The organism is Hasllibacter halocynthiae, from assembly GCF_003003095.1.
GTDB classification, from domain to species: Bacteria; Pseudomonadota; Alphaproteobacteria; order Rhodobacterales; family Rhodobacteraceae; genus Hasllibacter; species Hasllibacter halocynthiae.
The window spans coordinates 897,078-909,980 of record NZ_PVTT01000002.1 but is presented as its reverse complement, the minus strand read 5'-3'; the positions used below and the strand labels follow the sequence as shown (position 1 = coordinate 909,980).

Here is a 12,903-nt window from a genome sequence, read left to right as displayed (position 1 = left end):
CGGGCGCGGGGACGCGGTTTCGGGCCGCGAAGGGCGCGCGGCGGGGGCGGCGCAGGGTCCGGGAAGGCGGGGGCGGAGATAGGGGGCGCCGCGCCGGACGGCTTCGGGCGGGCGGGGCACGGCGCCGGCGGCGGCCGCCGCATGCCGGGTGCGGGGCGCGGCACGGTCGGCGCCGCGCTCAGACCGGCAGGCCCACGACGAAGCGGGCGCCGAGGGGCCTGCCGCCCGGATCGGCGTCCGGCGCTCGGATGTTCTCCGCCCAGACGACGCCGCCATGCGCCTCGACGATCTGCTTCGATATGGCGAGGCCGAGGCCCGAGTTGTTGCCGAACTGCCCTTGCGGCCGCTCTGAGTAGAAGCGGTTGAAGATCTTGGAGAGCGCCACCTCGGGGATGCCCGGGCCGGTGTCCTCGACCACCACGAGGACGCGGTCCTCGCGGCGGCGGCACCAGACGCGGATGGCGTCCCCTTCCTCGCAGAAGGAGGTGGCGTTGGTGACTAGGTTCACGAAGACCTGCGCCAGGCGCGCCTCCAGCCCTTCGATGCGGATGGGCTCGGACGGCAGGTCGGTGATGAACTCGATCCCCTTCTCGCGCGCCTCCTCGCCGAGATGCTCCGCGAGGTTCGCCACGAGCCTGACGAGGTCGAACGCCTCCTGCTCCTCCTTCACCAGCTCGCTGTCGAGGCGCGAGGCGTTCGAGATGTCGCTGACGAGGCGGTCGAGGCGGCGCACGTCGTGCTCGATGACCTCGAGGAGGCGCGCGCGCTGGTGGTCCCGCTTGGCGACGCGCAGCGTGCCCACGGCCGAGCGCAGCGAGGCGAGCGGGTTCTTGATCTCGTGCGCGACGTCGGCGGCGAACTGCTCGTTCGAGTCGATCCGGTCGTAGAGCGCGGCGACCATGCCGCGAAGCGCCCCCGAGAGGTTCCCGATCTCGTCCGGGCGGCCCGTCAGGTCGGGGATGCGCACGCGCGCCGGGTCCTGCCCGCGGCGGCCTTCCTGCCGGATCGCCGCGGCCTCGGCGAGGTCGGAGAGCGGGGTCGCGATGGTCGAGGCCAGCACGAGCGACAGGCCGATCGACACGAGGATGGCGATGGCGAACATCTGCAGCACCTCCTCGCGGCCGGCCCGGACGAGCTGGTCGATCTCGCCGGCGACGGTGGCGGTCACGAGGACGCCGACGACCGCTCCGCCCCGCTCGATCGGGGTGCCGGTCCAGAACGCGGGCTCGCCCCCCTTCACGCCGACCGTGTGCACGACCGTAGCCCCCGATCCTGCGACTGTCCTGGAGAGGGCGAGCACGCGCGCCTCCGGAGGGGCCGGAGCGGCCTCGGGCGGTCCGCTGCCGGTGACCTCCTCGAACCAGGACCAGACGTCGTTGAGCCGGTCGGTGATGTAGGTGGGCGGCATCTCGGGCGCGGCGATCCCGGGGATGCGGGCCGCGTCCCGGATGTCGGACCTCGCCAGGATGGCGCCGGATGGGTCGGCGACCCAGACCTCGATCCCGCGGGGCAGCCGCAGCGCGTCCAGCGCCCGGGCCGCGTCCACCCCGTCGCCGGCCGCCAGGTCGACGGGCGCACCCTCGGGAAGCGCGGCCTCGAACACCGCGGCGATCAGCTCGGCCTCGACGATGTGGGCCTGCTCGCGCTGAGTGACGAGATGGTCGCGCGAGGAGTTCATGTAGAGCACCCCCGACACCAGGACGACCAGCGCCAAGAGGTTGAAGGTGATGATCTTGCGCGCCAACGGCGAGCGGTTCAGCGAAGGCAGGCGGGGCCGCGCGATCCGCGGCCCCGCCTTGGTCCCCGCCCCGTCCCCCGCGTCTTCCGCCGGTCCGGCGTCCAGGAGCGCCACCGTGCTCAGTCCTCGTTGTAGCGGTACCCGATGCCGTAGAGCGTCTCGATCGCGGCGAAGTCCGGATCGACCGAGCGCATCTTCTTGCGCAACCGCTTGATATGGCTGTCGATGGTGCGGTCGTCGACGTAGACCTGGTCGTCGTAGGCGACGTCCATCAGCTGGTCGCGCGACTTCACGAAGCCCGGGCGCTGGGCCAGCGCCTGGATGAGGAGGAACTCGGTCACGGTGAGGGTGACGTCCATGTCCTTCCAAGACACCGCGTGGCGCATCGGATCCATCGTCAGCTCGCCGCGGGTCATGACCTGCGCGACCTCCTCGGCGGAGGGGGTCTCCCCGGCGACCACCTCCTGGCGGCGGAGGATGGCGCGGATGCGCTCGATCAGGAGGCGCTGGGAGAAGGGCTTGCGGACATAGTCGTCGGCCCCCATCCGCAGCCCGAGCACCTCGTCGATCTCGTCGTCCTTCGAGGTCAGGAAGATCACGGGCATCGTGGTCTTCTGGCGAACCCGCTGCAGCAGGTCCATGCCGTCCATGCGGGGCATCTTGATGTCGAAGACCGCCATGTCGGGCAGCCTGCGGTTGAACGCCTCGAGGGCCGCCTGGCCGTCGTTGTATGTGTCGACCTCGAACCCCTCGGCCTCGAGGGTCATGGAAACGGACGTCAGGATGTTCCTGTCGTCGTCGACGAGCGCGATGCGCGACATGGTCTCTATCCTTCGTTCTGCTCTGTCCAATGCCCTTTCGGTGACATGATCCGGCGGAGGGCCGCCGATCAACGGCGCCGCGAATCGCACCCGGGCTTGCGCGCCCAATCGGCCACAGAAAGTCCTAAGACCGCCCTAAGGACTGGCCGATTTCCGCGCCGTTGGCGCTAACCCCCCGGCTGTTGGCGTAAACATCGCCCGGCACGGTTGTGCGGCGCGCGGCCTCCGATACGTAGCGTCCCGAAGGGCCCGGGTCCGTTCCGGGCGACCCGCATCGGAGAGGACGCCGTGCTCGATCATACCCACCAAGGCCGCGTGAACCCCCGGGCCACGCTCGGGGCGGCCGGCATCGAGGCGGCGGCCGTCCACTACAACCTCTCCGCGCCCGCTCTGGTCGAGCGCGCGCTCCTGCGGGGCGAGGGGAGGCTGGGGCGCGGCGGCGCCCTTCTGGTGACGACCGGCGCGCACACGGGCCGCTCGCCCAAGGACAAGTTCGTCGTCCGCACCCCTTCGACCGAGGGCGCCATCTGGTGGGAGAACAATCCCCCCCTGGATCCCGAGGCGTGGGACGCGCTTCGGGCGGACATGCGCCTTCATGCCCGCGGCCTCGACCTCGACGTCCAGGACCTCCACGCGGGCGCGGACCCCGAGCACCGCCTCCGCGTGCGCGTCGTGACCGAGTTGGCCTGGCACGCCCTCTTCATCCGCTACCTCCTGCGTCGTCCCGCGCGGGACGAGCTGGAGGGGTTCGTGCCCGACTGGACGATCCTGAACCTGCCCTCCTTCCGCGCCGACCCCCGGCGGCACGGCTGCCGCTCCGAGACGGTGATCGCGCTGAACTTCGACGCCCGCGAGATCCTGATCGCGGGCACCAGCTACGCCGGCGAGAACAAGAAGTCCGTCTTCACCGTCCTGAACCACCTCCTGCCCGAGAAGGGGGTGATGCCCATGCACTGCTCGGCGAACCACGCGAAGGGCAACCCGGTCGATACGGCCGTGTTCTTCGGCCTGTCGGGCACCGGCAAGACGACCCTCTCAGCCGATCCGGACCGCGTGCTCATCGGCGACGACGAGCATGGCTGGTCCGCCAGGGGCACCTTCAACTTCGAGGGCGGGTGCTACGCCAAGACCATCGGCCTCACCCGCGAGGCCGAGCCCGAGATCTTCGACACCTGCACCGCCTTCGGCACCGTGGTCGAGAACATGGTCTGGGACGGGGACACGCGCGAGCTGGACTTCGAAGACGACAGCCTCACCGCCAACATGCGCTGCGCCTACCCGCTGGAGGCGATCCCCAACGCCAGCCCGACCGGGCTGGGCGGGCATCCCAAGAACGTGGTGATGCTGACCTGCGACGCGTTCGGCGTGCTCCCGCCGATCGCCCGCCTCTCGCCGGCGCAGGCGATGTACCACTTCCTGTCGGGCTTCACCTCGAAGGTCGCGGGCACCGAGCGCGGCGTGACCGAGCCTCAGCCCACCTTCTCGACCTGCTTCGGCGCGCCCTTCATGCCCCGCCGGCCGGAGGTCTACGGCGACCTGCTGCGCGAGAAGATCGCGCGCCACGGCGCGACCTGCTGGCTCGTGAACACCGGCTGGACCGGCGGGGCCCATGGGACCGGGTCGCGGATGCCGATCCGCGCGACGCGGGCGCTGCTCTCCGCGGCGCTGGGGGGCGGCCTCTCGGACGCGGCCTTCCGCAAGGACCCCGTGTTCGGCTTCGACGTGCCCGTCGCCGTGCCGGGGGTGGAGGACGCCCTGCTCGATCCCCGTTCGACCTGGGCGGACGGAGGCGCCTACGACGCGCAGGCCGCCAAGCTCGCCGGGATGTTCGCCGAGAACTTCCGCCAGTACGAAGGCCATGTCGACGAGGACGTGCGCGCCGTCGCGATCGGCTGAGCCATGCCGCGCCGGGGCCGAGGCCGGGACCGGGGAGGCGGGCGCCGGGGGCCAGGACGGGAACGCCCCTCCTTGACCCGGCAGCGGCCCGGCGCGACGGTCTGGCGCATGCGCACGCTCGCCCTCGCCCTCGCGCTTCTCGCGGGCCCCGCCCTCGGGGCGGGCATCGTCGCGGACAAGGACCGGGTCGAACTGGTGTCCCATGGCCTCTACTGCATGACGGACGGCGAGTTGGTCGAGGCGCCCGAGACCGCCTCGGGCACCGTATGGCAGGGACGGATCCCGGACTTCCGCCACCGGACGCTGGAGGTGCCTGCGCGGACCGGCCTGACCTTCGGCATCGAGTATCGCGGGACCGGCCCGATCGAGACGGTGGTGACCGGCCGGACCGCCCATCCGCCCTTCGACGTCAGCCCGATCACCGAATACGTCCGCCCCGTGCCCCTGCCTCCCGCGGGGGCCGCGCCGTCCTTCCTGCTCTACACCTTCGACTTCCCCTACGAGGAGGTTCCGGGCGAATGGACGTTCGAGGTTCTGGACGCCCTTTCGGGAACGTCCATCCTGTCAGTCACCTTCGCCGTCGTGCCGGACGAGGGCCAGCCTCCGTTCCTGCGCTGCCAGGGGCCCCCCGTCGCATGAGGGCCGCGCGGGCCCTCGCCCTCCTCGCGGCGCTCGCCGGACCGGCGGCCGCGGAGATCCGCTTCGATCCGGCGGTCGTCACCGGCCTGCGCGCGGGGCTCTGGTGCGCCTCCGACACCGGCGAGCGCCAGGAAGCGCCGGGCACGGTCTCGGGCTATATCGACCTCGTCGCGGATCCGGTGCTCCGGCGGGCGACGGAGATGGTCCCGCTCTCGAGCGGCACCACCTTCGGGATCGAGGCGACCTTCGCCTCCGGCGTGTCGGGCACCGCGCAGGTGATCGTCACCCACCCGCCCTTCGGAGGCTCGGGCGAGACGCGGCAGGCGATGAACCCCCATCCCGCCGCCGGCCGGGCCATCGCCTTCTACACGTTCGACTATCCCCACGAGGAAGTGGCCGGCGCCTGGGGCTTCACTCTCCTCCTCGACGGGCGCGAGGTCGCGCGCGCCGCCTTCGAGGCCGTCGAGCCCCGCCCGGGGGCTATGCCCCTCGTCGGCTGCGGCGCGCCCGAGCTGCTTTCCTGAAGGCCCTGCGGCGCGCGCCTCACCATCCCGCCCCCCGGCGGATCAGGTTCAGCCCCGCCAGCACCAGCACGCCCAGCGTGAGGCGGCGGAACAGGTCCTGGTCCAGCCGGTCCTGGACCCGGAAGCCCAGCCAGATGCCCGCGAGGCTGGGCACGAGCAGCAGGGCCGAGAGGGGCACGGTGCCGCGGTTCAGGATGCCGGAGACGCTGTGCGTCGCCAGGAGGGCGAAGCTGCCGGCCCCGTAGATCACCCCCTGCACCAGCACCGACCGCGCCTTGGGCACGTCGAGCGCCAGGAGGTAGAGGACCGTGGTCGGCCCCCAGGTCCCCGCGAACCCGCCAAGAGAGCCCGAGATCAGCCCCCCGACGATCTCCGCGATCCTGCGCCGCTCCGGCGCGATCCGCGGCCGCCATCCGACGAGCTGGAGCGCCGCAAGGGTCGTCACCGGCACCCCGAGGACGAAGTACATCGTCCGGGCGTCGATCGCCGGGAGGAGCTGGCCTACCAGGAGGATGGAGAGGCAGACGAGCAGGATGTACACCCGATGCTCCCGCGCGGCGTCCCATGCCGGGCCGATGCCGCTTCGGAAGGTCTGGGCGAGGTTGGTCGCGACGACGGGCAGGATGATCGCCGCCACGGCGAGCTTCGGGTCGAGGATCGAGGAGATGCCCGACACCATGATGAGGGGCATGGCGAAGCCCACCGCCCCCTTCACGAACCCGGCGAGGAGGGTGATCGCCACGCAGAGGGCGAGGGCGCTGAGGGTGATCTCGTCCACGGGCCCTGACCTGCCCGCCCGCGCATGGGGCCGCAACTCCTGCCGGCGCGTGGATGGGGGCGGCGGGGCGGGCCGTGCTCTCCTCCGGGCCTCGCCTCTCGCGGTGGCCTTCGTTGCGCCCCGCAGGGCGGCGTGCGATCCTTTCCCTCCGGCGCACCGCAGGAAGGAGCCCCCCCATGCCTCTCTATCCCGCGGCGTCTCGGCCGGGCGCGCTCGCGGCGGCCGGGGCCGCGCCGCGCCGCCCGAGGGGGATGGCGGGCGACGGGGGCCGCCCGCGCCCGGCGCCGGGCCGACGGAGGGACGTCGGGGCGCCTCCCCTGGGCCTCGTCCTGCCGGGTAGGCCGCGCGGCCGCGCATGGCTCGTACGGACGCTGCGTGGCTGCCGGATTTGATACTCCTGACCGGCATCACGGGCTTTCTCGCCCATCGCATCGCGCTCGACCTCCTGAACGCGGGCCATGCCGTGCGCGGCTCGCTCCGCTCCATGGACCGCGCCGGAACGGTGCGGGACGCGCTGCGGCCGCACCTAGACGACCCCGACTGCCTAGAGAGGCTCGAGTTCGTCCTGCTGGACCTCTCCCGCGACGACGGCTGGACGGAGGCCGCGAAAGGGTGCGAGGCGATCCTTCACACCGCATCGCCCTTTCCGCTCGAGCAGCGGCCCAAGGACCCGCAGGCCGTGATCGGGCCGGCGGTGGGCGGCACGGTGCGCGCGCTGCGCGCGGCGAAGGCGGCCGGCGCGCGGCGGGTGGTCCTGACCTCCTCCACGGCGGCCGTGGCGAACGGTCCCGACCCCGGCGGAGGGCGCCCCCGGGATGAACGGGACTGGTCCACCGAAGGCCACCCCGGCGCCAACGCCTACGTCCTGTCCAAGACCCGGGCCGAGCGGGCGGCATGGAACGAGGCCCGGCGGGCCGACCTCGACCTCACGGTGATCAACCCGGGCTTCGTCCTCGGCCCCCTCCTCGCGGACGAGGGCGGAACCTCCGTCGCCGTGGCCGAGCGCCTGCTGAAGGGCCGCGACCCCATGCTTCCCGACCTCACCTTCGAGGCGGTCGACGTGCGCGACGTCTCGCGCGCTCACCTCGCCGCGCTCGCGGGCCCGTCGACGGTCGGCCGGCGCTACGTCTGCCAGTCGGGGCCCCTCTCCTTCGTCGAGATGGCCCGCATCGCCAGGGAGGAGGCGCCGGGCCGCAGGATCCCCAGCCGGCAGGCCCCGAACTGGCTGGTCCGCCTTCTCGCGCGCTTCGATCCCGCCCTGAAGGGGATCGTCCCGACGCTCGGCCGCCGCCAGGCGGTCTCAAGCGACCGCGCGCGGGCCGAGTTGGGGATCGACTTCATCCCCCCGCAGGAGGCCGCGCGCGCGACCTTCCGCGCCCTTCTGGCCCTGGGGCGCTGATGGTGGCCGGGCTTCTCTGCACCGCGCTCGGCCTCCTCTGCCCGGACGAGACGCTCGCCGGCCATGGCGGAGGGGGCGAGTGGCGGCTGGAGACGCTGGACGGCGCGCCCCTGGGCGCACAGGCGACGCTCTCGCTCGGGCCGGGCGGCGCGCTCTCCGGGCGGGCGCCGTGCAACGCCTTCTCCGGTCGGCAGACCGCGCCCTATCCGTGGTTCGAGGCATCCGCCCTCGCCGCCACCCGCCGCGCCTGTCCCGCCCTCGACGCCGAGGCCCGCTTCCTCGCCGCGCTGGAGGCGATGACGGAGGCGGAGGTGCTCGGCGGCGTCCTCGTCCTGCGGAACCGCGATGGGGGCGAGATGCTCTTCCGGCGCCCCTAGGGGCGCCCGTCCCGCTCCAGCGCGTCGAGGAGGCGGGCGCGCGCCTCCGGCAGCTGGCGCCCCAGCGCGGCGCCGAGGGAACGGGCCAGGAAATGCCCCGTCACGCGCAGCCCCTCGGCTACCTCCGCCGGGCCGCCGTCCCCGCCCCGCAGCACCGGCGGCAGGGGAAGGAGGCGGCCCGCGTACCCCCCCGCGCCGGCCTCCGTCACCGCCCGCCCGGTCTTGGGGGACACGAAGGCCAGCCCGTCCGTCGCCCCCGTCACCGCGCAGCGCGAGAGGTCGAGCGCAAAGCCCGCCTCCTCCAGGAGGAGCACCTCCCATTCGAGGTATCCCAGTTCCCACCCGGCGTCGCCCAAGCCATCGAGAAGACGCATCGTCGCGCGGTAGAGGCGGGGATGCGCCTCGCCCTCCGGCAGAGCGAAGCGCAGGAGCGCGGTCGCGGCGTTCAGCGCCGCGAGCGGCCGCCGCTCCCCCATCAGATGCGCGCGCGAACGCATCGGCTCGGCCGACAGGGTGCCGAGCGCGTCCTCGCTGCGGGCGCGGAACGACAGGTCCAACTGCGTGCCGGGCTGCATCATGGCGGCCTTCTTCCGCGACTGCCCCCCATGGACGAGGCCCGCGACCCGCCCGTGGCCCACGGTCAGCGCCTCGGCGATGCTGTGCGCCTCGCCGTGCGGGCGGGCGGAGAGCAGCACCCCCTCCTCGCGCCACTCGATCATGGGACGCGCTTCGCCCTGCCGAGACGCCCTGGCAAGCCACCTGCACCGCCGCCCCGGCCGCCCCGGCCGCCGCTCAACGCACCAGCCCCGGATCGTCCAGGAGGTGCCGGCCCTTCGGGTCCTCGACCTCGACAACCCAGAGATCCCGGTCGAAGCCCCGTTGGCGGGCGAGGGAGGCGTCGACCTCCCCTTCCGGGCCTTCGGTCGTCACCTCCCAGGACCGGCGGTCGGCCATCATGTCGTAGCGACACTCGAAGAGCTTGGCCGCCCCGTCCATCGTCGCGACCTTCACCAGGACATTGCCCGCCGTCGCGTCGCCCTTCGCCGCGAGGAAGGCCGGGATAGCCTCGCCCCGAAGTCGCGCAAGATAGGCCGCGACCCACATCTCCGAGGTCAGCCGCGCCATCCCTTCAGCCCCCGTCCCGGAAGTCGAGGCCCATCGCCTCGAAGCGCGCCCTCTCGTCCAACCACTTCTCGCGGACCTTGACCTGCAGGAAGAGGTGCACCTTCCGGTCCAGGAACTCCGACAAGTCCTCCCGCGCGGCCTTGCCGACGGCCTTGATCGTCTCGCCGCCGCGGCCCAGCACGATTCCCCGGTGCCCCTCGCGCGCGACGTAGACGACCTGGTCGATCCGCACGCTCCCGTCCGCCCGCTCCTCCCAACCCTCGGTCTCGACGGTCAGCTGATAGGGCAGCTCCTGGTGCAGGCGCAGGGTCAGCTTCTCGCGCGTGGTCTCGGCGGCGAGCATCCGCAGGGGCAGGTCGGCGATCTGGTCCTCGGGGTAGAGCCAGGGCCCTTCGGGCATCCGCCCGGCGAGCCACGCCTTCAGGTCGTCCGTGCCGTATCCCTTCTCGGCCGAGATCATGAACACTTCGGCGAAATCGAAGGCCTCCGCCATCTCCTGCGTCAGGCCGAGGAGGCGGTCGCGCGGCGCGCGGTCGATCTTGTTGATGGCGAGGACCACGGGGGCCTTCGGCGGCTCGTCCCGCAGGCGGTCCAGGATGGCGCGCACCCCGTCCGTCAGGCCGCGCTGCGCCTCGATCAGGAGGACCACGACGTCCGCGTCCGACGCGCCCCCCCAGGCGGCCGCGACCATCGCGCGGTCGAGGCGCCGGCGCGGGCGGAAGAGGCCGGGCGTGTCCACGAACACGATCTGCGAAGCGCCTTCGATCGCCACGCCGCGGATGCGCGCGCGCGTGGTCTGCACCTTGTGCGTGACGATCGAGACCTTGGCCCCGACCATCCGGTTCAGGAGCGTGGACTTCCCGGCGTTCGGCTCCCCGATCAGGGCGACGAACCCGGCGCGGGCGGGGGTCTGGGTCATGGAGCGGAGATAGGACGGGGGACGATCCAGGTCACTACGGAAAACACAGTCCCGCGCCACCTTCGTCTTGATGCCCCTGCAAACCATCTGCCAAAGTCCTGGTATGGAAGGGTCAATTGTCATCGCGGTCGTCGCGGTCCTTGTCTGGCTGCTCGTCCGGGACGCCTCGCCCGGGACGCCGCCCGACCGAGGAAGCGAGCGTGAAGCCCTTGGCGAGCGTCAGGGTGAGTACGAACCGCCGGCGCGACCGCCGAAGACGGCGAAATCGCGCACCTCGGCAGCCGGGCAGCGTCCGGCCACGAAGCGTCACCTTTCGCAGCAGGTCAGCGGCAGGGCCTGGGTGATCGACGGCGACACGATCGACGTGGACGGCGCGCGAATCCGGCTGTTCGGGATCGACGCCCCGGAGATGGAGCATCCCTACGGACGCAACGCCAAGTGGGCGATGGTCCGGCTCTGCAAGGGGCGCAGGATCACGGTCGACCTTCTCGACAACGACGTCCACGACCGTCTGGTGGGCGTATGCCGTCGGGACGACGGCATGGACCTATCGGCAGAGATGGTGCGCACGGGGCATGCCATCGACTGGCCCAAGTACTCGGGCGGCGCCTACTCCCACCTCGAGCAGCCCGGCATCCGCAAACGCCTCTGGCGGTGCGACGCGCGCCAGAAGGGCCGGATGCCGCCCACTCGGACCTAGCCCCCCACCTCGCCCAGCAGCGCCCTCGCCGCCTCCTGCTCGGCGTCGCGCTTCGCCTTCGCCTCGGCGCGGGCCGTGCGACCGTCCTTCAGCCGGGCCTCCACGGTGAAGACGGGGGCGTGGTCGGGGCCCGTGCGGGCGACCTCGCGGTAGAGGGGCGGCGGCCAGCCCCGCGCCTGCGCCCACTCCTGGAGCGTCGTCTTCGCGTCGCGTGCGTCCTCGCCCACCGCTTCGATCCGGGTCGCCCACAGGCGCAGCACGAGGGCGCGCGCGACCTCGAACCCTGCATCGCGATGCACGGCGGCGATCACCGCCTCCATCGCGTCGCCCAGCAGCGCCTCCTTCCGGCGCCCGCCGGTCTTCATCTCGGACCGCCCGAGGCGCAGCACCTCGCCGAGGCCGACCTCCCTGGCGACGGCGGCGCAGGTCCCCTTGCGGACGAGGGCGTTGAATCGGGGGGCGATCTTGCCCTCCTCCGCCGTGCGGTCCCCCGCGAGCAGCGCCTCGGCCACTGCGAGGCCCAGCACCCGGTCGCCCAGGAACTCCAGCCGCTCGTTGGAGGGGCGCCCTTCGATGGAGGAATGGGTCAGCGCCGTGCGCAGCAGCCCGGGGTCCGCGAAGCGATGGCCGAGCCGTTCCTCGAAGGCCCGCAGCTCGGCCGAGAGGGTCAAGGGATGTCCTCGAAGAACCGGTCCAGCCGCCAGGTCCAGAGGAACAGGAGCGACTGCCCCGCCGAGGAGAAGATCACCCGGTCGGCCCGGCCGATCAGGTTCTCGTAGGGCACGAAGCCCACGCCGTTGGGCTGCGCGATTCGGCTGTCGGTCGAGTTGTCGCGGTTGTCCCCCATGAAGAAGTAGTGGCCTTCAGGCACGGTGAAGACGGCCGTGTCGTCGAAGTTGATCTGCCCGTCGCGGATGTTGAGGACGACGTGCGGCTCGTCGTCGCCGGGCAGCGTCTCGAGGAAGGCTTCCTTGATGCAGGGCGCGCCTTCGGCCACCGGCCCGTTGTGGCATCGCTGCGGACCGCCGCGGGCGCCGGGATCGTAGGTCTCGACGAAGTCGCCGATGGGCTCGTGCGGCACAGCCTCGCCGTTGATCAAAAGGCGTCCCTGGCGCATCTGCACCCGGTCGCCGGGCAGGCCGATCAGCCGCTTGATGAAGTCCTGCCCGTTCACGGGATGGCGGAAGACGATCACGTCGCCCCGGTCCGGCTCGGACCCCAGCCAGCGCCCGTCGATGAAGAAGCACATGGAGAACGGGCAGGAATGGCGCGAGTAGCCGTAGGCCATCTTGTTGACGAAGAGGAAGTCGCCGATCAGCAAGGTCGGCTTCATCGAGGCCGAAGGAATGTAGAAGGGCTGGAAGAGGAGGGTGCGGAAGAGGCCCGCGATCACCAGCGCCCAGAACACGGTCTTCACCGTCTCCCAGACGCCGCCCTTCTTCTCCGCGCTCGCCTCGTGGGCCATGCCTCGCCGCTCCTGTGCCTGGGGCCCAGGCTATGTGCGGGCCGGCCGGCGGGAGGTCAACGGGCGCGCGAGGCCCCCGGCGGCATGGCGGGCGGGACCGGCGGCGCGCCCGCGGGGACGGCCTCGATCAGCACCACGGCCTGCGCCCAGGGGTGGTCGTCGGTCAGGGTGACGTGGACGCGCGCCTCGTGCCCCTCCGGCGTCATGGCGGCCAGCCGGTCCGCCGCCCAGCCGGTCAGGCGCATGGTCGGCTGCCCGGTGCGAAGGTTCGCGACGCCCATGTCCCGCCATGCGATCCCCATCCGCAGCCCCGTCCCCAGCGCCTTGGAGCATGCCTCCTTCGCCGCCCACCGCTTGGCCAGAGTGGCGGCCTCCTGGCCCTCGCGCCAGGCCGCGCGCCGCAGTTCGGCATCCGTGAAGACCCGGGCGCGGAAGCGGTCGCCGAAGCGCGCCAGCACCCCCTCGACCCGCTCGATGCTGGCCAGGTCGGTCCCGATCCCGAGGATCACCGCCGCCCCTCCG

At 72.4% G+C, this 12,903-nt stretch carries 15 protein-coding genes; 6 read left to right on the top strand and 9 right to left on the bottom strand.

Annotation, left to right across the window (positions count from 1 at the left end; translation table 11 throughout):
• Window positions 1-178 precede the first annotated feature (178 nt).
• Both BCF33_RS11355 and BCF33_RS11350 read right to left on the bottom strand, forming a co-directional pair.
• The gene (locus tag BCF33_RS11355) at window positions 179-1,843 is read right to left on the bottom strand and encodes a sensor histidine kinase (RefSeq protein ID WP_245883845.1); all 1,665 of its coding nucleotides are present in this window, start codon (window positions 1,841-1,843) and stop codon (window positions 179-181) included.
• 14 nt (window positions 1,844-1,857) lie between these two features.
• Window positions 1,858-2,559 carry a response regulator transcription factor gene (locus BCF33_RS11350; RefSeq protein WP_106161034.1) on the bottom strand — a complete coding sequence of 234 codons (702 nt, stop codon included), beginning with the start codon at window positions 2,557-2,559 and terminating at the stop codon, window positions 1,858-1,860.
• A 288-nt stretch (window positions 2,560-2,847) separates the two neighbouring features.
• Here BCF33_RS11350 and BCF33_RS11345 point away from each other — a divergent pair, with 288 nt between their 5' ends.
• The 3 genes from BCF33_RS11345 (at window position 2,848) to BCF33_RS11335 (ending at window position 5,618) form a co-directional block, all read left to right on the top strand.
• Window positions 2,848-4,455: a phosphoenolpyruvate carboxykinase gene (locus tag BCF33_RS11345; protein ID WP_106161033.1), complete on the top strand. Its 1,608-nt coding sequence runs from the start codon at window positions 2,848-2,850 to the stop codon at window positions 4,453-4,455.
• Window positions 4,456-4,563: 108 nt separating this feature from the next.
• The gene (locus BCF33_RS11340; protein ID WP_158259413.1) at window positions 4,564-5,094 is read left to right on the top strand and encodes a DUF3859 domain-containing protein; all 531 of its coding nucleotides are present in this window, start codon (window positions 4,564-4,566) and stop codon (window positions 5,092-5,094) included.
• Entirely contained in the window at window positions 5,091-5,618 is a 528-nt protein-coding gene (locus tag BCF33_RS11335; RefSeq protein WP_158259412.1) for a DUF3859 domain-containing protein, read from the top strand. The genes BCF33_RS11340 and BCF33_RS11335 overlap by 4 nt, the downstream gene beginning before the upstream one ends.
• 19 nt (window positions 5,619-5,637) lie before the next feature.
• Here BCF33_RS11335 and BCF33_RS11330 read toward each other — a convergent pair whose 3' ends face one another.
• Complete coding sequence (locus BCF33_RS11330) at window positions 5,638-6,396, bottom strand: sulfite exporter TauE/SafE family protein (protein WP_106161030.1); 759 nt, start codon at window positions 6,394-6,396, stop codon at window positions 5,638-5,640.
• 355 nt (window positions 6,397-6,751) lie between these two features.
• Here BCF33_RS11330 and BCF33_RS11325 point away from each other — a divergent pair, with 355 nt between their 5' ends.
• Window positions 6,752-7,795 carry an NAD-dependent epimerase/dehydratase family protein gene (locus tag BCF33_RS11325; protein ID WP_106161029.1) on the top strand — a complete coding sequence of 348 codons (1,044 nt, stop codon included), beginning with the start codon at window positions 6,752-6,754 and terminating at the stop codon, window positions 7,793-7,795.
• Complete coding sequence (locus tag BCF33_RS11320; RefSeq protein WP_106161028.1) at window positions 7,795-8,172, top strand: META domain-containing protein; 378 nt, start codon at window positions 7,795-7,797, stop codon at window positions 8,170-8,172. The genes BCF33_RS11325 and BCF33_RS11320 overlap by 1 nt, the downstream gene beginning before the upstream one ends.
• Here the strand turns inward: BCF33_RS11320 and recO are convergent.
• From recO to era, 3 genes are all read right to left on the bottom strand, one after another.
• Window positions 8,169-8,891, bottom strand: a complete 723-nt coding sequence (gene recO / locus BCF33_RS11315; RefSeq protein WP_211292384.1) for a DNA repair protein RecO — start codon at window positions 8,889-8,891, stop codon at window positions 8,169-8,171. The two genes, BCF33_RS11320 and recO, sit on opposite strands and share 4 nt — an antisense overlap.
• Before the next feature lie 73 nt (window positions 8,892-8,964).
• A complete protein-coding gene (locus tag BCF33_RS11310; protein ID WP_106161027.1) occupies window positions 8,965-9,297 on the bottom strand; it encodes a DUF1491 family protein in 333 nt (110 codons plus the stop codon).
• 4 nt (window positions 9,298-9,301) lie between these two features.
• A complete protein-coding gene (era, locus tag BCF33_RS11305) occupies window positions 9,302-10,216 on the bottom strand; it encodes a GTPase Era (protein WP_106161026.1) in 915 nt (304 codons plus the stop codon).
• Window positions 10,217-10,319: 103 nt separating this feature from the next.
• Here era and BCF33_RS11300 point away from each other — a divergent pair, with 103 nt between their 5' ends.
• A complete protein-coding gene (locus BCF33_RS11300; protein ID WP_106161025.1) occupies window positions 10,320-10,916 on the top strand; it encodes a thermonuclease family protein in 597 nt (198 codons plus the stop codon).
• Here the strand turns inward: BCF33_RS11300 and rnc are convergent.
• Genes rnc through acpS form a run of 3 tightly spaced genes read right to left on the bottom strand, consistent with a single transcriptional unit; the run spans window position 10,913 to window position 12,890 of the window.
• Window positions 10,913-11,587 (bottom strand): ribonuclease III, encoded by a 675-nt coding sequence (gene rnc, locus BCF33_RS11295; protein WP_106161024.1) that lies wholly within the window; start codon window positions 11,585-11,587, stop codon window positions 10,913-10,915. The two genes, BCF33_RS11300 and rnc, sit on opposite strands and share 4 nt — an antisense overlap.
• Complete coding sequence (gene lepB, locus BCF33_RS11290) at window positions 11,584-12,381, bottom strand: signal peptidase I (RefSeq protein WP_106161023.1); 798 nt, start codon at window positions 12,379-12,381, stop codon at window positions 11,584-11,586. Before lepB ends, rnc begins: the two co-directional genes overlap by 4 nt.
• A 56-nt stretch (window positions 12,382-12,437) precedes the next feature.
• A complete protein-coding gene (gene acpS / locus BCF33_RS11285; RefSeq protein WP_106161022.1) occupies window positions 12,438-12,890 on the bottom strand; it encodes a holo-ACP synthase in 453 nt (150 codons plus the stop codon).
• Window positions 12,891-12,903: the final 13 nt, after the last annotated feature.

Coding starts and splice junctions, on each gene's coding strand:
- era (WP_106161026.1), bottom strand. CDS start 10,216: ATGACCCAGACCCCCGCCCGCGCCGGGTTCGTCGCCCTGATCGGGGAG.
- BCF33_RS11320 (WP_106161028.1), top strand. CDS start 7,795: ATGGTGGCCGGGCTTCTCTGCACCGCGCTCGGCCTCCTCTGCCCGGAC.
- recO (WP_211292384.1), bottom strand. CDS start 8,891: ATGATCGAGTGGCGCGAGGAGGGGGTGCTGCTCTCCGCCCGCCCGCAC.
- BCF33_RS11310 (WP_106161027.1), bottom strand. CDS start 9,297: ATGGCGCGGCTGACCTCGGAGATGTGGGTCGCGGCCTATCTTGCGCGA.
- lepB (WP_106161023.1), bottom strand. CDS start 12,381: ATGGCCCACGAGGCGAGCGCGGAGAAGAAGGGCGGCGTCTGGGAGACG.
- BCF33_RS11335 (WP_158259412.1), top strand. CDS start 5,091: ATGAGGGCCGCGCGGGCCCTCGCCCTCCTCGCGGCGCTCGCCGGACCG.
- BCF33_RS11300 (WP_106161025.1), top strand. CDS start 10,320: ATGGAAGGGTCAATTGTCATCGCGGTCGTCGCGGTCCTTGTCTGGCTG.
- BCF33_RS11325 (WP_106161029.1), top strand. CDS start 6,752: ATGGCTCGTACGGACGCTGCGTGGCTGCCGGATTTGATACTCCTGACC.
- BCF33_RS11350 (WP_106161034.1), bottom strand. CDS start 2,559: ATGTCGCGCATCGCGCTCGTCGACGACGACAGGAACATCCTGACGTCC.
- BCF33_RS11340 (WP_158259413.1), top strand. CDS start 4,564: ATGCGCACGCTCGCCCTCGCCCTCGCGCTTCTCGCGGGCCCCGCCCTC.